The 23990-nt window shown below is 68.3% G+C and carries 18 protein-coding genes; 6 read left to right on the forward strand and 12 right to left on the reverse strand.

Annotated features, from left to right (window positions below):
* Positions 1 to 12: 12 nt before the first annotated feature.
* From GUY61_RS39045 to GUY61_RS03140, 7 genes are all read right to left on the reverse strand, one after another.
* Positions 13 to 1149, reverse strand: a complete 1137-nt coding sequence (locus GUY61_RS39045) for a hypothetical protein (RefSeq protein ID WP_313896483.1) — start codon at positions 1147 to 1149, stop codon at positions 13 to 15.
* On the reverse strand, positions 1143 to 2045 hold the full coding sequence (locus GUY61_RS03115; RefSeq protein ID WP_166628474.1) for a lactate/malate family dehydrogenase: 903 nt from the start codon (positions 2043 to 2045) through the stop codon (positions 1143 to 1145). Before GUY61_RS03115 ends, GUY61_RS39045 begins: the two co-directional genes overlap by 7 nt.
* Positions 2042 to 3223, reverse strand: coding sequence for a phosphotransferase (locus tag GUY61_RS03120; RefSeq protein WP_166628475.1), 1182 nt, complete (start codon positions 3221 to 3223; stop codon positions 2042 to 2044). The genes GUY61_RS03115 and GUY61_RS03120 overlap by 4 nt, the downstream gene beginning before the upstream one ends.
* Complete coding sequence (locus GUY61_RS03125; protein ID WP_166628476.1) at positions 3220 to 3444, reverse strand: hypothetical protein; 225 nt, start codon at positions 3442 to 3444, stop codon at positions 3220 to 3222. The genes GUY61_RS03120 and GUY61_RS03125 overlap by 4 nt, the downstream gene beginning before the upstream one ends.
* A 183-nt stretch (positions 3445 to 3627) precedes the next feature.
* Positions 3628 to 3840, reverse strand: coding sequence for a hypothetical protein (locus GUY61_RS03130; protein ID WP_166628477.1), 213 nt, complete (start codon positions 3838 to 3840; stop codon positions 3628 to 3630).
* Entirely contained in the window at positions 3837 to 4148 is a 312-nt protein-coding gene (locus GUY61_RS03135; RefSeq protein WP_166628478.1) for a hypothetical protein, read from the reverse strand. Before GUY61_RS03135 ends, GUY61_RS03130 begins: the two co-directional genes overlap by 4 nt.
* 39 nt (positions 4149 to 4187) lie before the next feature.
* Positions 4188 to 5441 carry a helix-turn-helix domain-containing protein gene (locus GUY61_RS03140; protein WP_166628479.1) on the reverse strand — a complete coding sequence of 418 codons (1254 nt, stop codon included), beginning with the start codon at positions 5439 to 5441 and terminating at the stop codon, positions 4188 to 4190.
* A 347-nt stretch (positions 5442 to 5788) separates the two neighbouring features.
* Between GUY61_RS03140 and GUY61_RS03145 the strand changes: the two genes are divergently transcribed.
* Together GUY61_RS03145 and GUY61_RS03150 are read left to right on the forward strand one after the other, a co-directional pair.
* Complete coding sequence (locus tag GUY61_RS03145) at positions 5789 to 9208, forward strand: serine/threonine-protein kinase (protein ID WP_166628480.1); 3420 nt, start codon at positions 5789 to 5791, stop codon at positions 9206 to 9208.
* Positions 9201 to 10598 (forward strand): phospholipase D-like domain-containing protein, encoded by a 1398-nt coding sequence (locus GUY61_RS03150; RefSeq protein WP_166628481.1) that lies wholly within the window; start codon positions 9201 to 9203, stop codon positions 10596 to 10598. The genes GUY61_RS03145 and GUY61_RS03150 overlap by 8 nt, the downstream gene beginning before the upstream one ends.
* Here GUY61_RS03150 and GUY61_RS39655 read toward each other — a convergent pair.
* Together GUY61_RS39655 and GUY61_RS03160 are read right to left on the reverse strand one after the other, a co-directional pair.
* On the reverse strand, positions 10576 to 10878 hold the full coding sequence (locus tag GUY61_RS39655) for a hypothetical protein (RefSeq protein WP_243766137.1): 303 nt from the start codon (positions 10876 to 10878) through the stop codon (positions 10576 to 10578). The two genes, GUY61_RS03150 and GUY61_RS39655, sit on opposite strands and share 23 nt — an antisense overlap.
* A 587-nt stretch (positions 10879 to 11465) precedes the next feature.
* Entirely contained in the window at positions 11466 to 15329 is a 3864-nt protein-coding gene (locus GUY61_RS03160; RefSeq protein WP_166628482.1) for a DEAD/DEAH box helicase, read from the reverse strand.
* A 549-nt stretch (positions 15330 to 15878) separates the two neighbouring features.
* Between GUY61_RS03160 and GUY61_RS39660 the strand changes: the two genes are divergently transcribed.
* The gene (locus GUY61_RS39660; protein WP_243766138.1) at positions 15879 to 17387 is read left to right on the forward strand and encodes a hypothetical protein; all 1509 of its coding nucleotides are present in this window, start codon (positions 15879 to 15881) and stop codon (positions 17385 to 17387) included.
* 397 nt (positions 17388 to 17784) lie between these two features.
* Positions 17785 to 18786: a hypothetical protein gene (locus GUY61_RS03170; RefSeq protein ID WP_166628483.1), complete on the forward strand. Its 1002-nt coding sequence runs from the start codon at positions 17785 to 17787 to the stop codon at positions 18784 to 18786.
* 77 nt (positions 18787 to 18863) lie between these two features.
* Here the strand turns inward: GUY61_RS03170 and GUY61_RS39665 are convergent, their stop codons facing one another.
* The 3 genes from GUY61_RS39665 to GUY61_RS03185 form a co-directional block, all read right to left on the reverse strand.
* Complete coding sequence (locus tag GUY61_RS39665) at positions 18864 to 19427, reverse strand: phosphoribosyltransferase family protein (protein ID WP_313896484.1); 564 nt, start codon at positions 19425 to 19427, stop codon at positions 18864 to 18866.
* 176 nt (positions 19428 to 19603) lie between these two features.
* A complete protein-coding gene (locus GUY61_RS03180) occupies positions 19604 to 20569 on the reverse strand; it encodes a DNA-processing protein DprA (protein WP_166628484.1) in 966 nt (321 codons plus the stop codon).
* A 122-nt stretch (positions 20570 to 20691) separates the two neighbouring features.
* The gene (locus GUY61_RS03185) at positions 20692 to 22317 is read right to left on the reverse strand and encodes a hypothetical protein (RefSeq protein ID WP_166628485.1); all 1626 of its coding nucleotides are present in this window, start codon (positions 22315 to 22317) and stop codon (positions 20692 to 20694) included.
* Between the two features lie 230 nt (positions 22318 to 22547).
* On the opposite strand from GUY61_RS03185, the gene GUY61_RS03190 reads away from it, so the two are divergent.
* Together GUY61_RS03190 and GUY61_RS03195 are read left to right on the forward strand one after the other, a co-directional pair.
* Positions 22548 to 23273 carry a PP2C family serine/threonine-protein phosphatase gene (locus GUY61_RS03190; protein ID WP_208105501.1) on the forward strand — a complete coding sequence of 242 codons (726 nt, stop codon included), beginning with the start codon at positions 22548 to 22550 and terminating at the stop codon, positions 23271 to 23273.
* 97 nt (positions 23274 to 23370) lie between these two features.
* Entirely contained in the window at positions 23371 to 23925 is a 555-nt protein-coding gene (locus GUY61_RS03195; RefSeq protein WP_166628486.1) for a hypothetical protein, read from the forward strand.
* Positions 23926 to 23990: the final 65 nt, after the last annotated feature.

Consider the following 23990-nt stretch of genomic DNA (forward strand, 5'->3'; position numbering starts at 1 on the left):
TCTGCGGGGCTTCTACTCGGCGAGGAGTTCTTCGGCGGTCTTGGCCAGGAGTTCGGCGGACGTACTGCTGTCGTGGGTGAGGACCAGGGCGCGGCGCGGCAGCAGGGCGAGCCGGTCGGCAAGGTCGGTTGCCGGGGCCGCCTTGTCGGGCGCGAGGCGGAAGATGTCCGGGTAGCGGTCCTCGGTCTTGCTGGTGAAGAAGTCCTCTTCCCTCAGAGCGCGCGGAGCTGGGACGAGCTGGGGTTCGGTGTCCTTCTCGACGCGGGGGAAGAGGAGCGCGGTGGCGTGGGCCTGGGTGGCGAGCGTCATGCCCAGGATCGAGGAGAGCTGGTCGGGGAAGAACTGCGGCTTGAGCTCCTTGCCCTTGGCGTTCCAGATCGGCGTCGTGCTGCCGGCGTGCAGGGCGTCGGTCACGCGCTGGTCCTGAGTGGGGTGCATCTGCTCGCCGTCCAGGACGCGGGCGCGCAACGGCTTGTACAGGCCGGCGGATTCCAGCAGGCCGAAGCCGATCGCGGCGGCCGACGGCCAGGGCAGGATCCGCAGTCCCTCCTCCTCGGGGCGGACGAACACCCGGTCGTTGGCGAGGAGTTCGTACCCTTCGCGGGCGAGCAGGAGGGCCGTGGTGGTCTTGCCGGCGCCCTTGGGGCCGAAGGTGAGGAGCGCGCGGCCGGCGCGGACGACGCAGGACGCGTGCAGGATGTGGAACCCGGCGCGCAGCAGCTGGCCGCGGATGAGTTCGCGGGCGAGGCGGGAGGCGGCGACAGCGACCGGCTGGGCTTGTGCGCCGACGATGACGAGCCGGCTGGTGGCCGGGTCGTAGTGGTAGGCGAGGCGTTCGGCGGGCTGGATGGCGTAGATCGCGCCGTCCTCGTGCCGGGCGACCAGGGTGCGGGCGTTCGCGTAGTCGACTTCGTCGTGGTCGTAGTCGCCGACCAGGGTCTCGATGTCCGCCAGGCGCTTGCTGTCGACGTCGGCCAGGAGCAGGGCGCCGCCTTCGACGATGCTGCCGCTGGGCGCGGCCGGGGCATCCGCAGCGGTAGCGTTCCACCAGCCGCCGAAGTAGCGCAGGGCCCAGTCGGTGATGTCCTTGGTGTCGCTGACGACCGTGACGGTCGCCTTGTCGGCGTGGATTCGGGTGGCGCTCAGCACGCGGTCTCTCCTTGAAGGGTCTGCTGGTAGGCGGAGTCGATCTTGGTGCGGGCGGCGGTGAACTGCCGCTGTTCATCAGGATCGAGGTCGGGCAGGGCCACGGTGGGGCGGCCCACAGAGAACTGCAACGGGATTCCGAGCCACACGCCGTCGTGGTTGACGGAGAGCACCTCGGTGCCGTCGCTGACGCCGAGCGTCTTGCGCAGCGCGCCGAGGATCGCGCCGGCCGGGCCGCAGCGGGTGCGGCCGATCCCGGCGTTGATCTGGCGCGGCCGTGCGGACAGCTGGGTCCGGACGTACTCCAACGGCACGTCGGCAGCGCGGCCGTTGACCGTGGTGGTCGAGGCGCAGATGACCGCGCCGTCGCCGTGCTCGCCGATCACCCAGCCGCGCACGGCAGCGGCCGGGACTCCGTGGTGGATGGCGAGGGCGAGCCGGTAGCGGGCCGAGTCGGTACTGGACCCGATGCCGTACACCCGAGCGGCCCGGCCGACGGTGGTCGCGAAGACCCGGGTCAGAACGTCGACCGGGTTGGTGACCACAATGACGTGTCCGCGGTACCCGGCCACATCCTGGGCCAGGGAGCGGATCAGCGGGGCGTTCGCGGCCAGTCCCGCCATCCGGATGTCGCTGGTGGCGGTGTTCGTAAACGTGGCGCGCGGGCACACGACGATGGCGTCGGCCGCGCGCATCGCGGCGACCGGGGAGAGCTCCGCTCGTACGGAGGACAGGGTGATCTCCCGCATGTCCTCAAGATCGGTGACCAGTCCGGTCGCGGACTCCAGGGTGCGGGCGGCAATCATGAGGCGTGCGCACCAGCGTTCCTGGACCAGGAGTGCGGCCACGCTCTGCCCGACCGCGCCGGCGCCGATCACCCCGACGGTGAACCCGCTCATCGGTTGGCCGCCTTCGCCACATGGCTCAGGGCCAGGCGCCATGAGGCCGCGGGCTCGGCGTCGGCCATCAGCAGGGCACTGACCCGGTCCAGCAGCGTGCACACCACCTCGATGCGTTCGACGACGGCACCGGCGTGCTCGGGCAGCGGCAGACCCACGGGAGCGGACAGGTAGGTGGTGGTGATGTTGGTGGTGTCCATCAGCCACGTCACCAGCAGCTTCCGCAGATACAGCCCGCCTGACGCACGGCGCATCGGCCGCAGCTGCTCCTGGACGAAGGCGGCGATGCCGTCGAGGATCGCCGTCGTCCCGTCCGGCGGGGGCGCTGCAATCAGGGAGAGGACCGTGCGGGAGACGAGCTTGGCAGCATCCGCGTGCGCGGGCCCGCGCTGCAGGCCCGGGTCGATGAACACGGGCAGCTCATCGGGACCGTCGGGAAAGAACACGTGCTCGGGCTTGAGGTCGCCGTACAGGACCTGGGCAGGCCCGAGCGCCGGGGTGGCGAGGCGGAGCCGGAGAAGCCGCGCGATGACCTGACGCACGACGATCGCGACGCCGTGCCGGGTCCGCTTCTCCAGCCGGGCCTGGCCGAGATGATCGAGGTAGGCCCGGCCGGAGATCCCGTTGAACTTGCGGCGGAACGTCACGTCGATGCCGCGCTCGTTGATCGCAGCCCGGTCGGCCTGCTCGGCCACGACGGGACGCTGGAGGACCTCCAGGGCCCTCAGCGTCCGCCCGAGTAACTCGCCTGTCCGCTCGGGCGACTTGAAGACCAGGTCGGCCAGCGTCGGCCCGGTGACCGGCTCGGTGAACAGCACCCCGCCGCCGCATCCAGCCGCACGCGCGACGGCCAGGCCGCCGACGGCCAGGGCATCGAGCTGGGCGGCTTCACGCTGAAGCAGCGAGGCGGGCGCGACGGCGTACGCGGCCTGCTCTGCCGCCACCTTCTCCCAGCTGCCGCAGGAGCCGCGCATCACCGAGACGAGCGAGACACCGAGCAGGCTGTGCTTGGCGAACAAGGGCCGACCGCCCACCTCGATATGCTGGACATACCCGGTGACGCTCGGCGCGTGCGCCCCAAGGACGATCTCCTCGCCGGGCCACAGCGAGGACGCTGCGTCGTGTATCTGACCGGAGCAGAAGTCGGACAGGGTGGTGGCGTCCACGACGGTGGTCACGGCCCCTCCCGGAAGGTGTTCGGGCCGCTCAGGTGTTCCCGTGGTCGGTCCTCCGCGCGATCGATCTGCACGGCCAGGACCGCGAACTGGTCCGGGGTGATGACGAGGCTGGTGTCCTCGGTGGTGCCGTCGATCCGGTGCACGGTGATCGGCCACACGAACTCCTGCTTCTTGGGGTCGTACGTGATGTCCTTCTGCTGGGGCGTGGTGTGCGTGATCACTGTGCCGCCTCCGTCGTCGCCGGCTCGGGCTCCGGGCTAAGCGCGCCCGTCCGGGTGGGCGAGGTCTCCGTGCCGCCCACCGGGGCGGGTCGAGGTTGGTGCCGCCCTGGCGCCGGGATGGTCGGTGCCCGTCGGCCTCGGGGGATGCCAGGCGGGCACACTCACCGGCAGCAGGGCCGGAGCTCATTCGGGTGGCGCGGTGTCGCCGGCCATCGTGGCGGGACCCGGCGGCGGGGCCGCGGCGGTAGCTGTCGCGTGATCGGTCAGGAGGTGGCCGAGCAGCAGCGCGGCAGGCACGTGCAGCGCGACCCACACAGCCGTGAGGACGCTGTCCCCGCTGAGGTCCTTCACGCGCAGACGGGCGGCGATGCCGGGCAGATCAGGGCGCCTGCTCACGGCGTACCGCCCCCGTCCGGGGCGAACCCGCCGGGCGGCCTCGATGCCTCATCGAGGAAGAGACCGTCCTCGGCATCGTCCGAGGACGGGGCGAGGTTGTCCCTCAAGGCCGGCCACGGGTCCCCGCCGCCCTCCGGGCACAGGTGGTACACGTTGGCGCCGGTGTCCTCGGGCAGGGCCACCACGACACCGGTACTGCTGGCCGCGGAGTCGTAGGCGAGGTCGCCGCGCAGAGGAGTCCACGTCGGCCGGCTGTCGGGTAACTCCGCGGTGGAGAGCGCCTGTTGGGGTGTACGACTTCCCGTCATGCAACTGACGGTAGGGACGCGGTTACCGGCGAATATGAATCAGGGGAATACCGCCTGGTCATCGAGGTGAAAACGGTTGGACATGCCCCTCAACTTCTCGCGCGTGGCGACGCGTTCGGCGTAGACGATCTTGCGGAGAGTGGCGCGTGCAATGGGGTGGTTGCGTACGAGCTGCGGGGCGATGCGCTCGGCCTCCTCCAATTCGGCGAGCGCCTGGTCCCGGTTGCCGTCCCACAGCCATGCCCGAGCCAGGTCCATGTGGTGGTGGCCGCGGCGGGACTTGGGCAGCGGCGCCAGATGGGCCGGGTCAGCCTGCCGGTTGAGGTCGAGTGCCTTCGTCTGGTCGCCCGCTTCGAGCGCGACGCTGACCCGGTGGATCTGGACATTGCCGGTGGAGAAGGTCAGCGAGTGCCGGTCGTAGACGGGCGGGCCGGCCAGTGCGTCCATCCGGTCGCTGGCCGCGCGAGCATGCGCCAGGCGGTCCTCGGCCTCGCTCGTGTTGCCGCCGCGGGCGCAGGAGACCGAAGCCCGCAGCTGGAGCGTGCCCCACACGCGCAGCGCCAGCGGGTCGCCGCGGTCGTACTCGCGCTGCACGCTGCGCAGCGCCTTATCGGAAAGGGCGATCGAGTCCTGCCAGTCGGCTGTCGCCCACATGTCCCACACCCGCATCCAGTCGGCCACGGCGGGCATGAGCGGGTCGCCGGACAGCTGCGCGGACCACGCCGCACGCTCGCAGGCCATGGCGATGAGTTCGGGATGTCCGAGGGCGTGGGCGGCGGTGTGGGCGAACTTGCAGCAGACCGCGTACACGGCGAACGCTTCCTCGCGCTCGTGCCCCGAGGAGACCTCGGCCAGGGCCCGCGCCTCGCGGAACAGATCGGGCAGGGCCTTGAGGATCGCGATGTTCGCCGCAGCGTCGCGCAGGCGGTGCAGCCGGGTCATGTCCCGCCACAGCTCGGCGGACGAGCGCGGGTCGCCGTCGAAGACCGGGGTGAGGTCGTAGCGGCGCAGCTCACGCACGATGGACGCTGCCGCGGCCTGCCACTGGTTCTCGCCGATCGTTCCGACGTACGGCCGCTCCAGCAGCACATTCGGGTGGCAGTGCAGCGCGGCGGCGATCCGGTTGATCAGGCCGGCGCTGTCGAGTTCGATCTTGCCCGCTTCGACCTTGGACACCCAGCCCTGGGTCTTGCCGACCGCGGCCGCGAGATCGGCCTGCGTCATGCCGAGATTGAGCCTCTGCCGCTTGATCCTGCGGCCGATCGCCTCCTGCTCCTCGATCTCGTACGGCATCCTCGACCCCAACCCTCCTGGAACGCAGCCTCTACGGGAACGGTACCCGCGCCACCGCGTTCCACGAGGGTGCCCGAGCAGAGCTTTCAGCCGGAGCCTCGCCCGCGACGTCCGTCGCGGGCCCGCCGCCGCTGCGCGGGAAGCATGCGGCCCTTGGCCATGTCCCGGATCAGCGTGACCGGTGAATGCTCAGCAAAAGCAGAGCGGCCAGCCGCGTGTTCGCGTCGGCGAGGGCCCCTTCGCATCTGTCCCTCTCGCCAAACGGCTGATCGGTGGCGCGGCCCCCTGGCAAGATGGAGGGCTCGGGGCGAGCTGCACAGGCAGCAGGGTTGAGCGAGGAGCAGTGGGTGGGGACGACGATCAACGGCCGGTTTCTGTTGCTCCCTCAGGAAGCCAGGTGCGGTGGTCTGTCAGAGGTCCGCAAGGCGGTCGATGTCACCAGCGAGGGTGGTGACTACGTGGCCGTCAAGCTGCTCAAGCAGCGGGATGACGCGGTCAGCCGGATCTTCCTGGAGCGGGAGACTGGGGCGCTCAAGGCCCTAGAACACCCCCACATCGTGCGCATGCTCGACTCCGGCTGGGATACCGAAAGCGAGCGGTATTTCATCGCGCTGGAGTGGATCGACCGCAGCCTCAAGGAGGACATGGCAGGCGGCCGGCCTCTGGACTGGCAGGCGTACTTCACCCGCATCGGCAGGCCACTGGCGTCCGCGCTCTCCTACGCGCATGAGCACCAGATCGAGCACCGGGACCTGAAACCGGGCAACGTGCTGCTGAGCGACGACGGCACAGTCAAGCTCGCCGACTTCGGGATCGCCAAGATTCTGTCCAAGGCCACGACCGTCACGGACGAGACCGTGGCCGACTTCCGCTCCACTCTGTATGCGCCGCCGGAGCAGAGCGACGCGATCCCCTATGTCCGGGACGTGTACGCCTACGCGGTCCTCGCCATCCAGGTCCTCTCCCGCAACAAGGCCCGCGACTACCCCGATCTGGCGAACGTTCTCGATGAGCTGGATCTGGATGCGGAGATCCGGGACATCTTGAAGTCCTGCATCGACTACGACCCGCAGAAGCGGCCGGCCAACGCCAGCGTGCTGGAGCACCGGCTTCTGGAAGCCGAACGGGTGTGCGGCAACCGGGACGCCCGCCGCCGCAACGGGCTCTGGCTGAAGATGACGCGCCGCGCGGCCGAGAGTCTCAGCAACGCCCCAGCCGGCGGGGAGATCGACTGGACCCGAGTGAAGGCCGATGTCCTCCAGGACATCTCCGGCACCGTGCATGTCGACTACGGCTACAACCCGCAGACCAGCGAGATCGACACCACCACAGTGCGAGTGTTCGGCCGGACGCTGTTTCTGCGCCTGGTCAACGACGAGGAGCACTCGGACCGGTGCGTGATCATCTCAGCGGAGGAAAAGCCGGATGAGTGGCTGGCCAAGCGCCGCGCGTCCGCGCTCAAGCTCGGGCCCGTCCTGACCTGGACCTTCGACGATCCGGGTGAGGATCCGGCGTACCTCGGGCTCAACCTGCTGCTGGAGAGCCTCGACGAGCATCTGGACGCGCGCGAGCAGCTGGCCAAGGTCCGCAAGGGCCACCAGCTCGGTGACTTGTTCGATGGCTGGCGTCGGGTGCTGGATGCTCGCGAGGATGTCGCGGCCGAGGGCCGGCTGCCGATCGAGTACGAGCGGATGGAGGGCGGCGGTCAGACCCGCGTGTTCCACCTGGCCTCGCCGGACACCGTGGTGGAGATCGGCCAGGAGTGGTCGGTGGCGGAGTACCCCTACAGCCGGACCATCGACCGCGGTGAGGTGACCAACCACACCGGCGACACCGTCGTGCTGCGGATGACGCGCCCCAAGGCGGTCCTTCCTTCCCGGGGCGTCCTGCTGCCTTTCCTCGGGCCGAGTCAGGTTGCCATCAGCCGTCAGCGCGATGCGTTGAGCGCCGTCGCCGCCGGTCAGACGGCCAACCCGCTCCTTCGGCAGATCATCGACAACCCGGCGTCCATCCCCTCGCGACCGCCCGTGGATGTCACCAGCTGGTTCCGCGCGGACCTCGACAAGAGCAAGCGGGATGTCGTCGCCCACGCCCTGGGCAGCCAGGACCTCCTCCTCGTCGAGGGGCCACCCGGCACCGGCAAGACCACCGTGATCGCCGAGATCGTCGAGCAGACCCTCAAGCGCAACCCTCACGCCCGGATCCTCATCGTCTCCCAGACCCATATCGCCATCGACAACGCGCTCAAGCGCATCGAGGACGCCGGCATCAGCGGCCTGGTCCGCCTGGGCCACGTCGGCGATCCGCGGGTGGCCGAGAGCGCCCAGCCGCTGCTGCTGGACAAGCAGATCAAGAAGTGGACCCAGGGCGTTCGGGCGCGGGCGGAGAAGTACCTGGACGCGGTGGCGGCCGGCAACCAGATGGAGGCCCGCCATCTCAAGGCGGCCCTCGTGCTGGAGGAACTCGCCTCCGTGGCCGCCAGTCTGGCGCACGTGGCGGCCAAGCTGGAGGAACTGTCGAACCGGCCGGCACCCGACCGCACCAGCTCCGCCCGGGATCTCGCCGAGGAGCTCGTCACCACCCGCGCCCGCCACGAACAGCTCCTCCAGCAGCGCTCCGAGCTATTCGCCCAGGTCCAGTCCATGCTCACCGGCGAACTCACCCTTCGCGAGGACCTCAGCGCTGCGGATGCCCGCGACGCGGTCGAAGCCCTCCTCGGCCCGTCCGGGCCGGGGCGGGAGCTGATGGATCTGCTGCGCCTGCAGGGTGAGTGGCTGCAGCGTATCGGCACCGACCAGAACCTCATCAGCGCGTTCCTTCGGACCCGGCAGGTCATCGGCGGTACCGCTCTGGGCTTCCTCGGCCACCGCGCGGTGAGGGACCTGGACTTCGACCTGTGCATCTTCGACGAGGCGTCGAAGGCCACCGCGACCGAGGCGCTGGTGCCGCTGGCCCGGGCCAAGCGGTGGATCCTGGTCGGCGACACCAACCAGCTGCCGCCCATCGACGAGGATCTGCTGCGCGACGAGAAAATCATGGCCGACCACCAGCTCATCCCCGAGCTGGTGATGACCACGCTGTTCCAGTACCTCGCCAACTGCACGGACACGCCCGTCAAGCACCTGCTGCGCGAGCAGTACCGGATGACGCCGGCGATCGGCGACATGATCAGCACCTGCTTCTACAACGGGAAGCTGATCTCGCCCAACGACCACACGCTGCCCGGATACGACACGATCAACAAGCCGGTGCTCTGGCTGGACACCAGTGCCCTGCCCGGCCGGCGTGAATCCGACCGGACCACCGCCGAGACCAGTATCTCCAACCCCCTGGAAGCCAAGCTGGCGATGAGCCGCCTGGAGGTCATCGACCAGGCCATCGACAAAAAGGTGATCAGGGTTCCCGAAGGCAAGCGCCTCGACGTCCTGGTCATCGCCCCGTACGGCCGCCAGGTCCAAGAGCTCACGCGCCGCCTGGCCTCCCTGAAGCTCAAGCACATCATCCCGGAAGTCCTGTCGGTCGACGCCGTCCAGGGCCGCGAATGCGACCTCGCCGTCTTCTCCGTGACCCGCAGCAACATGCACGGGCACTTCGGGTTCCTCGGCCAGCCCTACTGGCGCCGCATCAACGTCGCCCTCAGCCGGGCGCGCTTCGGTCTGATCATCGTCGGCGACGCCGGCTTCTGCCGCAGCAAGCCCGGGGCCCTGCGCGACGTCCTCGACTACATCAGCGGCCACCCGGAGGAGTGCGTGATCCGCAATGCCTAGCTTCAGCCCCGACAGCCTCCTGGCCGTCCGCTTCCACAACGCCCGCCCCGGGCTCGAACTGGTCACCATCATCGACGCCGCGCTGCCCGTCGCCCTGATCACGGCCGAGGTCCTCGCCCAGGACAGCAAGGACCTGCCGCTGATGGAGGAGTTCGTCCTGCGGCTGATCGACCAGGGCGTGAACAGCCAGCGCGGCATCTCCGGCATGCTCGGCCTCCCCGAGCGCATGGTGGACCAGACCGTCGCCGACCTGTTCCACTCGGACAGCCTCAAGTGGGCGCCTTCAGCACAGGCGACCGATTCCGGCAGCCGAGCGCTGCGACTCACCGACCGGGGCCGCGTCACCGTCCAGAAGGCTGCCGCCGTCGCACCCGTGCGCGTCAACCAGCCCCTGGTCTACGACCAGGTGCTGTGGAAGGTGGCCCCCTACGACCGGCGAACCACCCTGCGGCGCGGCCAGGCCGAGGAAGACGGCCTGATCATGCTGCCTGCCGCACGGTCCGGACCGGTCGACGACAGCGACATCACCGCAGCCGACATCACCGCCCTGCTCCGCGAGAACGGCACCACCGACCGCGAGGTACTCCAGGTCAAAACCATCACCCAGGCCCCGTCACGCCGCGTGCTGCCGGTCAAGATCCTCGTGTACGGAGACGAAGAGCGCAGCGAGATCCAGCTCGGCGTCGTCGTCGACGGGGAACTCAGCCACGCTCACGAACTCGCCCTGATCGGCCACGGCGGCGCCAAGGCCCTCGGCATCACAGTCGCCCCACCGCCCGAGCGGCCCGCCCTGGAACCCGACCTGGAAAGGGCCCGGGTCCCCCTGCAGGAAGTCACCCAGCACCGCGCCGAGCAGGCTGCCTTCCAGCTCGGCGCCCAAAGCCCCACCCCGGCCCCGCCGGCGGCACCGCAGCCCCAAGCGGACGAGATCCGCGCCATCGGCGTCTTCGAACACCCGGAAATCCTCGACGAAGCCCTCACCCACGCCCGGCGCCGCCTGCTGATCATCTCACCGTGGATCAAGAACGCGATCATCACCACCACGTTCCTCAGCAAGCTGGAAACCCGCCTGGCTCGCGGCGTGAAGGTCGACATCGCCTACGGCTACGAGGACAACGACACCAAGACCGACCCGGCTGCCGTCCGCAAGCTCAACAACCTCGCCGCCCGCCATCAGGACAAGTTCACCTTCACCCGCCTCAAGAGCACCCACGCCAAGGTCCTCGTCTACGACGACGTCTGGGTCACCACGTCCTTCAACTGGCTCTCCTTCAAGGGCGATCCCGACCGCACCTACCGCATGGAAGAAGGAAGCCTCGTCCGCAACCGCCAGATCACCGACGCCCAGTACACCCGCTACCTCGAGCTCATTGACGAGCAACGCCGATAGCCGCGCTTCGCCGAGGGCTGCTGGCTGTGTCGTCCGTTCCACGGCCTGCGGTCGGCACGGGCATGCCGCGGCGCAGGGCCTCACGGGTGAGGGCATCAAGTTCGGCGCCAGCCGCGTTGAAAGCGTCGGCAGCACGGGCAAGGCGCTGCTCGGCGGCGGCCAGGGCTGCGGCGAATTCTTCATCGGTGCGCACCCGCGCGTACCCGGAGAGCCAGCCCGGCAGCGTGGGCAGGATCGACCTGCCCGGCCGGGCCTGGGCGGCACCGCGCGGAACGAGCAAGCGGCCACGATCCGGTCGAACCGCACCTCGGGCCAGCACTGACAGTGTTGGGCCTGCTCCCCGAGAGGGGGGAGCAGGCGGTGGAGGGGCGAGTGCCTCTGAGAGGCGGGGCGAGTAGTGTCGCCCTTGGAGGCCGCTACCGGCTCCGCATGGCTGCCGGTAGGGCCGGACGTGGTTAACCTGGCGCCTGACGCGCTAGCTGGCCGGCTTACCCTCAGGCGACCAGGTGCCACATCAGCAGCGCGAAGTGGATCAGCAGACCGGCGATAATCCCGCCGGCCGCTGAGATCACCAGATCCCGCAGCATTGGCTCACCTCCCTCGACTCGGCCGCGTTCCGGTCAGCGGCGTCTCGTCCATTGGTAGGCGAGCGGTCTGCTCTGAAGTGGACTTCCGGAGGTACGGCTGTTTCACCGAGGGCAGTGCTGTTTCACGGGGATGTGAGGGCTTCCAGCACGGGCTGAAGATGAGCGTGCTTGAGCGTCACAGGGCCACGGGGATGGCCGACGTTCCGGGCGCTAGGGGCTACGCCGACGCTTTGCACGCCCCGGATACTGCCTGGCTTCCGGGGCGCGTGCTTCTGGGGGGTCATTCCGGTGGCATGAGCGGCTCAACGTCGTCGGGGGGAGGCGCTGTAGCGGCGGGCGGCCGCGGGATCGGACGGCCGGACGGATACGGCGGGGGCGGGGCAAGGCGCGGGTCGGTGCCCTCGCACAGGTGCATCATCAGGACTGCTGGTAGCTCCTGGTCTGGATATTCACCTGCCCGGTGTTGGTGGACAGTCCAGGCGATCGTCTCGAGCGGCTGATACGGCTCCACGAAACGTGTACGACCGGCTTCGCCGGATTCGATCAGGGCGGCTGCCCGGTCCGACATCCCACGCCAGCAGATCACAAGGTCTGCGTTGATCCGGCTGATTTGACTGCCGGTGACAGGCCCGTCGGGTATCCATGCGGTGAGTGTGTCGGCCCCGGTTGCCCACTGCTGATGGCCCTGTTCACCGCTTGTCTCGGCTGGCACACCCAGGGTCTGCATGAGCGATTGCCACGCGGCCCGGTACTCCGTGGGATCCGTGAGCTTGCCTGCCGTCTCGAGCCAGTCATCGAATGTCCGCGGCTGGTCTTCGCGCTCGTCGTTGTCGGTGATGTCGATGTCGCACTGCTCGGGGAGGGTATGCCTGAGAACATGGTCTTCTTGCTGCAGCCGCTCGTACATTCGGTCGACGCGCTGCAGGTCCTCGCTCGGCACTGTGGTGCCGTTGCGACGCAGGAGCTGGGGGATGCTCTCCCAGCCCTCGTCGTGGGGATCGACCTTGGAACTGAGGGCGACCAATTGTTCACGCTGAAGAGTGGCGATGCGCAGGTCTGCCAGAGGGGCCAGGTGGAGTGGTACGCCAGCACCTACAGTGCGGGCAAGATTGCGCAGCATGCTTCTCGCCTGTGGGCCCTGATGCGCATCGACAGCCTCCGCTCCGGCGGCCAGTATCCAGGCGAGCTGCTCGGTCAAATGGACGACATCGGCCATGTAGAGACGGAGCCGCGTAGCGTCCATCACGCGCCTGCGGTGCTCTCTTTGCTGCCTATCGAAGGCTCGCGGGAGGTCAGGGACCACCGCCGTCCGCATACGGTCTCGGATGGCCTGGAACGGCTGTCCATGAGCCCATTCGAGGGCGACCAGAGCGCGCAGCAGAGCATCGGCTTCGGCTGGTTCGACGTACCGGTCCTGTAGGAAGAGCTCTGCCAGGCTCGAACCGCTGCTCACGTTCATGGCGTCCAACAGCGCACTCGGTCGCCTGTCCCCCCTCAGCCGATAGGGCCGGGCATACGACAACACTTTGTCGATCAGGTCGTGCTGATGGTCGCGATGAGTGGGGATGGCTACCCAGTCCACCGTCCCCCGGATGAACGGGCTGATTGCGGCCTCGAACAGCACCTCCAGTTCACTCGCGCCCCGGGCAGCCTGCCGTGCCACCCTCTCGATGTCTTCTGCTGCGGACACCGGCAGCCCCGCGCGGGCCACGGCCAAACCCAGCCCAGACAGTCTGACCGCTCCCCTGCTCTCACTCAGCAGTCCGTTCTCGCGTAGGATCTTGATAACGTCCTGCGGTGCCGGCAGCCCACCACGCACCCGCTCGTGCTGCACCTCTGCGGCGCGGAGCGTGGCATCGATGACGCTCTTAATATGCCGCTCGAAGTCAGACGACTTCTGCCGGGGAGGCCTGCCTGCCAGTACGAGCCGGGCCATGTCGGTAGCCTCACAAAGGTGTGAACGCACCGTGCTTGCACGGTTTGCCTCCGTCACATAACGCGTGAACACGCCCTCCGGGCTGGCCAGCTGTCCGTCCGCTGCGGGCACGCTCCACAGGTCATCCAGGGACGGGGTGATGAGGTAGTACCTGCCGCGTGCTTGTGTGCCCTGTCCCAGACGACCGGCCCGGCCGGTCTTGTTGTCCATCTCGGCCACGTTCAGAACGGCTTTCTGGCCTCCGCCAACATTCCCGGTCAGCCTGGTGACGACCACGATGTCTGCTGGGAGGTTGATGCCGACAGAAAGGGTATCGGTGGCCACCACAACGCGCAGCAGACTGTGCTTCTCGCGAAATTCCTGCTCGACTTGGCGGCGCAGATGTGGAAGCAGACGGGCAGTATGTGCGGCCACCCCTCGACGCAGCCATGAATTGAGGTCGTTCTCCGCTTCTGGATCACCTTTGGTGAGCTCATGAAGTCGTTTCCGGCAGACGTCGGCCCTCTTTTTGGTGTCTTTGTCGGCGAAGCGTCCGGTAATCCAGGGATTTTTATCGGAACCCTTCGGCCTGGCCGTGGACGGTATCGGATCGTCGGCATCCAGGGCGTGGTTTAGCGCTTTTGCCATCTCGTGTGCGTTGTTGCGGGAACTGGCAAAGACGAGGATGCGTCGCGTCGGGTCTTCCTTGAGAAGGTCTCGCACCAAAGCGACGGCGAACTTCTCCGGAGATTCCAGCCGCGCATACACCTCGTTGGTAAGCCCGCTGACGGCCTCAGCGTAACCGTGCACAGCCCGTACCTTTGCGCCCTGAGCTGGGGTTGGCGTACCGATCAGATGAGCGTCGGTCTGCCCGAGCATCACATATTCACCCGCCTCGTTGGGTTCCGTGGACAGCACGTAGGCGTCCACGGGGACCGGACGGATGCACGGAGGCGAAACCAGTTCGTTCACCCCAAGCCACTGCCGCAAGGCTGGCTCCTTGTGCGGATCGAGCGTGGCAGACAGACCAACCAGTGCGGGACGCTCACCCTCCGGAAGTAGACGAATGAGGGTCAGAAGAATCTCGAGTTTGATACCGCGCTCACGGTCGGCGAGATACTGCAGTTCATCGACGAGCACGACCCGCGCCCGTCTCAGCGGACGGCACCCGGCCGCCAAGTACCCCCCGATGCTCTCGTAGATCGCCAGAGAGATCTTGAAGCGGCCCCGGGCGACCAAGCCGTCGAACTGAGGAAAGTCCCGTGACGCCGCCAGGACCTGCCAGTTCAGCTGCGCCTGCTCGAGCAGGCCCTCCCAATCTGCGAACTCCTGAGCCACCAGCGCCTTTAGCGGAAGGATCTGCACAGCCGATGAACCTCCATGGTGTGCCCCGAACGCGAGCACCGCCCGACCGATCCGAGACTTCCCCGTCCCTGTCGGCGCCGTGACCAACATCGCCGCACGCTGTTCCACGACCTTGCGAAGATTCTCGAGAACCCACTTCTGCATGGGGTTCAGGTCTTCTCCCATACCCTCCGAAAAAAGCTTTGCCAGCCGCGGCGGCGCCAGTGGGTAAAAGAGCCGCTCGGCCTCAGAGGAAGGCCCACGGGCATCTGTATCGAGACTCCGGGTCAGTCCGTCGGCAATGACGCGATCGGCAAACCCCTGAGAAAACATCAGCGAGAACGCTTTCAACTCCTCCCTGATCCCCGGATGGGGAATCTCACCCCCCTTCAAAGCCGATTGCTTAACATATTTATGGAGGTTGTGCGGCGTCGTCACCTCTGCGAAATATACGCCCATCGCTCTGTCGCAATGATCATTGTGAATGCTTTTGTTGTCGTAATCGGGATCTGTTGACCGGTGCGCCAGATAGAACGCCAGACGAGCCGGATGATTATCGCTCGGAATGTCACGCAACCCTGAATATCGGTTCCAGCATTTTGCGGCAACATCGCGGTACAGCTCCGCAAAAGCGCGCCCTACGGCCTCATCCCTGTCGGACTCAGGGCTGTGCAAATCAAGCGACTCCCACAGGTTGTCACTCCTGCACTTCTCTCCCAGGCGACGAAGTGCTCTCGTCAGGTCCGCCTCTTTGTGCTGACGTGTCTCGTCGTCTTCGGCAGCGCGAGCATCAACGACGAGAGCATCATGCACATTGCTCAGCCTACAAACGAGCTTTCCAGCGAATTTGGCCCACTCGCTCGTTACGTCCCAATCGACGCCCATAGCCTCCAGTTTCCCAAGCCCCAACGACATCGCCAACCGGAGAACGTCTCGCCACCCGCTGTGCCGATACGCGGCCGTCGATGGTCACCTGGACACAAGTTGCCTGTCGGCACACTCCGCCGCCGGAAGAGCCGCCCGAGGAACGCGCCGCTCCGGCAGACTCGCGGGGCCCCTCGAGTTCGGCACGTGGCGCCGGGCGCACTGAAAACCAGGGGTGCGGATCGGGATCCGCGAAAGCGGCGGGCGGTTCGTCGGACCGGTCTACAAGGACGGAGCCGTGGAGGGCACGACGTTCACCCGTGAGCGCCGGTTCGTCCCCCGTACCCGGATCGGCCGCGACCTCCCTCTGGCCCCCACCACAGCCGTATACAAGCTCTCGAACTCGGCTGCATCGCGTGGTCGTTGGTCCCATCCGGTACAGGCCGTCCGGCGCTAGTCCTCTCGCGAGACCGGACAGGACCTGTCGGTCCGGTGCGGTATACACGAGGAGATCACAGACCGCCGCACTGCGCGGCGGCGCACCGGGGGTAGGGAATGACCGTTCCGCACGTGAGTACCGCGCTTCGCCCGGGGGACTACCTCCAGATTGCTTCGGAACGGATGGCCGTCGACGGCGTGCCGGACGGCGAGGGGTTCGCCCGGATCGAGCGGGTGGAGGTCATCACCGACATCGGTTTCCTGGCTCCGGGCTCAACCCACGTGCGTATGCGCGCAGCCCGGCAGATCGCGGTCGTGTTCTGTCATGGCATGCCGGGCCCGGTCATGCTGTGCGAGGGTGATCAGTGGACCCTCGGCGAGGTCGACAGCGGCCGGGCCCGCTGGGATTGCGCCCATCCCTGGTGGCCAGAGACACCAGAGCCCCTTTTCACCGGAAGCCGCTTGGCCGCCGGACCGCACCCCTTTCGCAACACCATCCAGGGCCCCGACCTCGTGGCGCCGGCCGCCGAGACCGAGCCGCAGCCGCCGCGGCAGCGGGCAGCCGTGTTCGACAAGCCGGCCCACATGGTCATGGTTGGTGACTACCTGCAGATCCATGCCCTGCGGCACCCGAAGTGGGACATGCGCATCGACGAAGGATTCCACCGTGTCGAATGGATCGGCCACCTCGCCGGTGACGCCCTCGACGCAGTGCTGAACGATCCTGCCTGGGCGTGCGGCCGCCTTACCCTCGCCTCGGTCCACGGCCTGTCCGGCATCCTCGTGCTGCCCGAGGTTCCGGTGACCGTCCTGATCCAGCCCAACCCGGAGCGTCGCCGCTCCGACGAGGACGAAGCCTGGCACGAGGGTCCCTTCTACGAACTGGCCGGTGTCACCGAACCCGACCTCACCGAGCAGCTCCACGCCGAGGCCCGTCTACGGCCGGAGCCGCCTGGTTCGGAGGCAGCTTTGTACCCCAGCAGGTTCAGCAGCCCCGCCCAGCGGGCTCTTCACCTGGACGGCGTCACCGGCATCCGCCCCGTCGCCGCCTCCCAACTTCCCTGGCCACATGGCCTGTTCAAGTGTCCCTACGGTGAGCGGGCGAAGGCACTGGCCGCCACCTACCCCAAGGGTCACAGCAAAACCGCCCACGCCGAGCTGTTCACCCGGCTCAGCGATCAGGACTTCGCCGCCTGCCCCTACCACCAGGCCGACGACTGGAGGGCGATCACCGAGGCCGTGCTCGCCTTCGCCCGCGCCGAACCCGACAGCGACGAACAGGACCGGCTCTACCGCGCCACGCACCTGAGCGGGCGCGACCGCGCCTGGTTTCGCTCCCTCATCGGAGGGGGCCACATCTGGTGGGACACCGGACAGCAGAATCTGACCAATGGTCAGCACCGCCTGTGCGCGCTGCGTGCCGCCGGCATCGAGGTGATTCCCGTCTACGGCCGGCACCTTCCCGACCACGACGAGACCACGCCGTCCCAGGACGCCCTGACGCACGCCAGGCGCATCGTGGAGGACTTCTGGCTTTCCCACGTCGCTGCCACGCTCAAGCCGGGCCGCCTCAGCACCCACCTGTCCCGGCTGCTCGCCCGCTACCCACGCCTGCGTGCGCTGCTGCCGAAGAGCAAATAGCGCGCTACGCCCGAATGGCGGTGAACGCATGGCGGGCGGACCAGACAGGCGGCGGCCGATGGTCACGCAGGATCCGGCGGGTATGCCCCCGGACGCCGCGCACGGGGGGACGCGACGCCCGGGAGGACTGCTTGCCAACGTACCGCGCCATCCGATCTCTTATCGCATATATCGGGGAACCGGATCGCGTGGCGGGACCCAGCGCGGATCGAGCGCAGTCTGGCCCGGGAGGCGGTCACGAGGACGCCGGATCGGCCACGACGGACCTGGTGCCGGGGGGATGATGAGGAAGCCATGGCCAAGTCGCAGAAGGGCAGCCGCGTTGAGTCACTTCTCCGGGCATGAGACCAGCCCTAATGAGGCGCTCCGGCAGGGCCGGACGGCAGTGGATCGTCTGATGACTGGGATGCTGGACGCCGCCGGGATGTTCCGTGAGGTGACGGCGACCCAGGTGCTCCTGTCCGCCGCATACCCGCGCATCCGGTTCGTCGAGTTCGCAGCCGACGAGGAGAAGGAGAACGGAGCCGACTGGCTGTGGTGGTGGGTGGACCGGGACGGTACCTGCTACGGGCTCCTGGTCCAGGCGAAGATCTTGAAGTTGCACGGCAAGCGCTGGAGCATCGACTTCAGCTACAAGACGCGCGGCGACGACCGGACGCAGCTCTCGAAGCTGATCAAGGCGGCGAACCGCTTCCATGTCCCCGCCGCGTACGTCTTGTACTGCGGGAACGCTCAGTACCGATCGACTCTGGCCTGCGACCGCACCCATGACGACGTTCCTTGTAAGGAGCGCGACCGGGTCGGTGTGTCCACTGTCTCCGCTCTGGTGGCGGAGACCGCCGTCGCCCTGGACGCCAAGAACGCAGGCGTGAGCGCTTTCCACGACGCCGTTCCCGTCGAAGACATCGCCAGCCCCGACGGCCTGGACGCGCCGATCGTGCCCCTCGCGCGCGGGCTGGCCGAGGACCTCGAGCGCTTCCTGCGGCAGCCGCAGCGAGGATCTCGCCGGGTGGCAAAGGAACTTCTCCGGCCTGTTCAGCGGATCAGGCACGGCCAGTTCGCCGGTGCGGCGGTCATGGAACGCGCCGCCCCGGTCACCGGCGCCCTTTTCGAGAACGTCCCCAACGACTACGGGCATTTCTCCGTGCCGTACCTCGCGCACGTGCTCTGCGGTCTGCGGGCGGAGGTCCCCGGCTACGTGCGCGACGTCCTGGAAGGCCGGACTCCTCCGACATGGGTCACTGACCACGTCGGCGGGATCGTCGTGATTCCCGACGCGGACGCCCCGACCACGGCGTCACCGGCCCGGGTTGGTGACGGTGGCGCCGGGCTACTCCTCCCGGATCTCCTCGAAGCGCCTCAGCCGCCATATGACCACCGTCCTGGGCAAGCCGCGTGAGTTCGACACGAAGCGTCCGGCACTGACCGACCGGCCGGAGCCAGCCGACAGGCCCAGTCCCGGTGTCCGGGGCGGCGTCATCCGCTCCAGGGGACTCGGGCGAGAACGAGCCCCCGGACGTCGGCGGCTCCGGTCGCCCGGAGCCGGAGCGCGACGTGCTGGAGCTGCGATCCGCTGGTGAACACGTCGTCGACGAGCAGGATGGTGGCCCCCCTGATGTCGCTGGTGTCTCCGGTCCAGGTCAGGGCGGCGGCATGCGCGGTCGCGGCCGCGCGCTTCTCATCCAGGGTGCGGTTCGCGGACCGGGCCGTCTCCGTGTGCTTCACCAGCCGGTGCGCGCCCGGCGGGCTGAGCGGGAAGGCCCGGGTCACGTCCTCTGTGTAGGCGGCGTCCATGATCGCCTCGATGTGCTGGATGGGCTGGCGGCCGAAGTGGGTGGGGTTGCCGACGACGTAGTCGACGCCGTGCATCGCTTCGGGGTGGCTTTCCATCCAGCCGACGAGGAGCCGGCCGAAGATCATCGCCCAGCCGGCCCTCCCCTCGTACTTCAGCGTGTGGATTTTGTCGCGAAGGGCTCCGGAGTACATGGCCACCGCGTCGACGCGGGAGAACCCCCGCTCGGCTTCCGGGAGCGCACACACCCGATTACTGCACTGCCTGCCGGGCGCGACGGCCTGGGAGCAGACGGGGCAGTGGGGTTCGGCGACCGGCTGGAGGGTGCGGCCGGCGCAGTCGGAGCAAAGGCGGGCGGTGCCGGTGATGCGGTACGCGCACACCGGGCAGTTGGGAAAGCCTGCCGGATTGGGGAGACCTGCCGTCACAGGCCGGCCAGGGCGAGCTGCTGGCGCTGCTGGCCGGCCGCCTGGATGTCCGCTGCCTGGCCGAGGCGGTCGGTGATGTCGCTGGAGGCGGTGACCAGGATCGCCCGGCCCTCGTCCAGCATCTTCTTGGCCCAGGGCTGGGTGTCGGCGAGGGAACGGATCAGGAAGACGAGCTTGCCGTGCTCGGCGGCCAGGCGGGCCTGCATCTTCGCGCCTGACGTGCTCGAGGCCTCGATGACGACGCTGCCCAGCGTGGTGCCGGACGTGACGACGTTGCGGCGGGGGAAGGTGTACTTCGCCGGGGGGCTCGTGGGCCAGAACTGGCTCAGCAGCGCTCCCCCAGCGCTGAGGATCGCCTTCGCTAGCGGACGGTTCTCGGCCGGGTAGATCGGGGCGGCGATGCCGGTGCCCATGACGGCGAAGGTCCGGCCGCCCGCGGTGAGCGTTGCCTGATGCGCGGCTGCGTCGATGCCCTTGGCGAGACCGCTGGCGATCACGACGTCATGGTCCACGAGCTCGCGGGCCATCCGTGCCGCCCGGCGCAGCCCGTCCTCGGTTGCCTGGCGGGTGCCGACGATGGCGATGGAGCGGGCGTCGCGCTGGTCGAGCTCGCCGCGGTAGAAGAGGAATGGCGGCAGGTTGCCGATCACGCGCAGGTTCGCCGGGTAGTCCTTGTCCAGGACGGTGACCAGGCGTGCGCCGGCCTTGTCGGCGGCGGCGAGCTCGTCGTCGACGCGGGCACGGGCGTCGTCCAGGCCGGCGGCCAGGGCCTGCTGCAGCAGGGGGCGGTTCTTGGTCGCGGCGCGCGAGTCCTCGTGCAGCTGTCCGTCCATGAGCGCGGCCAGGCCCTCGGGGCTCTGGGCGCCGCGGGCGATCAGGTTCCAGTCGAGGGTTGCATCGTCGGCGCGCAGCGCGCACAGGGTCAGCAGATCGTGCTGGTCAGCGGTGATATCGAGGTCCATCAGGGTGTCCTTCTACTCGTGGCCCCGGGATGTTCGAAGGATGAAGCGAGGTACTCGGGCCACTTCCATCATGGCGTACGGAGCCCCCGTACGGACAGGAAGGGAGCCGTCAGGCCGGTTCCTCAGCCCTGCCGCCGCTCTTCCATACGGGCGAGGGCTTCGGCGAGCTGGGTGGCCCCGCCGGGCGCCGCGACCGGTTCCCAGATGATCCCTACCGCCAGACAGATGCCGCTGACCAGGCGCTCAGCCTCGCTGGTGTCGTACCACTGCTCGACCTGTCCTGGCAGGGCGATCCACCACAAGGCGGTGGTCGTCGTCTCCCCGGTAGGCACGAAGTACTCGCCGCGCCAGACGAGGGGGTACGCATGCTGCTGGAGGTGGGTGAGCATGTCCCCGAGGTGCCGCTGCCGAGCGATCTTGTAGGCGGTCATGGGGGAGCGGGTGCCAGCAGGAACCGGGCGGGGTGCCGGATGAGCCATCCGGCCAGGGGCCGCATCAGGGGTTTGGGGTTCGACGGCGCGCTCCTCAGCGGCGGCAAAGTGCTCCATAGCAGTCGTCAGGAACACCGACGGCCCCTCCTCCGCTCCTCCAGGGCCTGTGGTCGTCTGGAAATGCGCCAGGGTGACGTCGTTGGTGGTGAAGGGATCGATCGTGACGCCGGGGCGCAGCCGGTAGACGGTGTGGCGCGAGGGGTACTTTCCGATGGTCAGTGCGATGACCCGTGCTGCTCCGGCCTCGCTGAGGAGGGTGCGGGCCCACTCGAGGGACTTGCCCTCGGTGGTGAAGTCGTCGAAGACGATCACCGTCTTGCCGGCGATCTTCTTCTTGTAGGCCGGGTTGACTCGTACGGTGCGGGCCTGGGCTGCGATGGAGATGTCCCGGCCCGTCGACTGGCCGATGCTCCTCTTGTACCGCTCCAGGCTGGTGTCCGGGGCCTGGGCGACGCGTTCGAGAAGGTCCTCCTTGTAGGAGGAGCCGGTCATGACCTTGGCGCGCTGCAGGAAGCCGGCGAGCTGCGGGTTGCCCTTGGCCGGTGTGCTGCTGGGGTACACGCAGAAGAAGCTCTGACCAGGCAGCGCGCCGTCGAGGTAGGCCGCACACAGAAGGTGCAGCATCAGGACATCGCGCGCGTCCTGGTCACCGACCTTGACGGTGTTTTCGTAGGTGAAGATGTCCTTGATCGTGAAGGTCCGGCTGCCGCCGCGGGGGAACCGCGCGTTGAAGGGCAGCATCGAGCGGATCGCGAAGGCGCGGTCCTCGTCATCGAGACGGAACGCCCAGCGGGGCTCGTGCAGCAGAAAGTACTCCAGGAGTTCGATGACGTCGGTCGGCTCGTCGGACGTCAGGGAGGTGATCTGCGCTCCCAGGCGGCTGGCCCAGCGGGCGTGGATGTGGACAACGCCGGCGTGGATGCCTGTGTACCAGTCGAACTGCGAGGTCCCGATGAGGACGAGCTGGTTCATGCGCAGGCTGAGTCTGTCCGCGACCGCCTCCAGCCATGCCTTGTTTCCGCGCTTCGCCTTGTCCGGGATGTCGTCGCGGCACAGATGCAGGGTCGGTTCGGGAAGGCCGGCCGCGGCAAGGGCCGACTTGGCGTCCATTGGGTCGTTGGTCAGCAGCGCCCAAGCCACATCGCGTTGATCGAGCCACCGCAGCAGTTCAGCGATCCCCTCGTGCGCGCGCCCGGGCCCGTGCAGGACTGCCTTGTAGTCGATCGCGACCGCGCGCACCGTGTTCGTCTCGTCCATCGCCGCCCCCACTGCCGTGCCATGATCATGAGCTGACCCTCTTGCCATGATCTCAGCCGGTCTGGCCGAGCACCGGCGAATCCCACTAGTTCCGGCTCCCGCGGCAGCCGTCCGTACGACGCCGTCACAGGCGTCACATCCGCCTCAACTTCGTTAAATAGCTCGCTCCTGTCCCGCGCGGCCTGTAGGGCACGAGGGCCACTCCGGCCCCCGGAACGGAGGCATGGACGATGGAAGAGCAGAACGCCCGCACGGTGACCGCCGACAAGATCGCGGTGGGGCTGGCCCAGCGGCCTGGGACGGAGCCGCCATGCGCGGACGGAGCCGACGTGCAGCGCCGCGGGGAGATGGTGTGTGCCGCAGTCGTCGACGGGGCCGGCCATCACCCGGAGGTGGTCCGGTACGCGGCGATCACCCCGGGGGTGATCACCCACATCGGGGCCGCGGTGGGCGGGCTGGCCGGCCTGATGGCGGCCGGGCAGATGGCCACGGCCTACGACCGGCCCCCGCACGCGTCCGCGGTCTTCGCCTGCGCGCAGCCGGGACAGCCGACCAGCGTCCACTGGATCGGGGACTGCAGGGCGTACGGGTGGGACGGGGTCTCGCTCAGGCAGTGGTCGACCGACCAGACGATGGGCGAGTGGCTGCGGATCAACGGGGGCGCGGCGGTGGAGCTGGCGGCGGAGCTCCACGACAACTGGTCGCGGCTGGGGCTGGCACAGGCCGGGGCAGCGACGTGTCGGCAGGTACAGATCCCCTCGGAGATCCAGTTGGTGCTGCTGGTGTCCGACGGGATCTCCGACCAGGTGCCCCCGGAGGTGCTCGCCCGGCTGTGCCGCGAGCACGCGGCCGACCCACAGTTGCTCGCGGACGCCCTGGCCGCGGCGGCCGCGGAGGACGAGAGCGGATACCGCGACGACGCCACCGTGATCGTCCTGCTCCGGGCAGAGGGCTGATCACCGCCTCTCACCTGGGCAGGGACGGCGCGTCGGTTCTGGTCGAGGAGCAGCGGGGGATCCGCTGCTCCACAGGGCGGCTTGTAACGTTGACGGCATGTGTGTGGATATTCGTGCTGTCCTGCGTAAGCAGGAGGAAGAGCTGCGGCGCTTTCGCCGGGGCCTGTTCTCCACGGACCCGGCCGATAGCGGCTTGGCCTCCGTAGTGCCCGCAACCGTGCTGGAGCGGTTGCGGGCGGAGGGACAGACGGTGCCGCACCGTTTCGGACCAGTGCGTTCGGTGACCGACCGGCATGCCGTCCTGACCATCGTCGGGGACTTCATGGACCAGGCCGTGCTCTTGGAGCGGCCGGGCCGGGAAGGGAGTGTGCTGACGCTGTCGGTTGCCGCGAAGCACAAGCAGCTCGGCACGCGCCAGGCAGTTGACCCGGCGGAGGCGCGGGCCTGGGTGGAAGCGATCGTGGGCCCGAACTGGCTGCCGCATGTCTACTCTGCTGGCAACCTGAGCGGCCTCACCGTGGGCGGGATCTCAACTTCGAGGCCGCTGACAACGGCGTACTTCTACCTGTTCCTGGGCACGGACGGTGTCCCGCACGCCGAGCCGGAGCATCAACTCGGCGTGACGCTGCACCCGCTCGCCGACGCTGTCTGACACGGCGCTCTTCAAGGTCGATCATGTTGCCCCTCCCGGCGCACCCGTCCCACTTGCCCCCGGAG

It is taken from the genome of Streptomyces sp. GC420 (assembly GCF_009916105.1).
GTDB lineage: Bacteria > Actinomycetota > Actinomycetes > Streptomycetales > Streptomycetaceae > Streptomyces.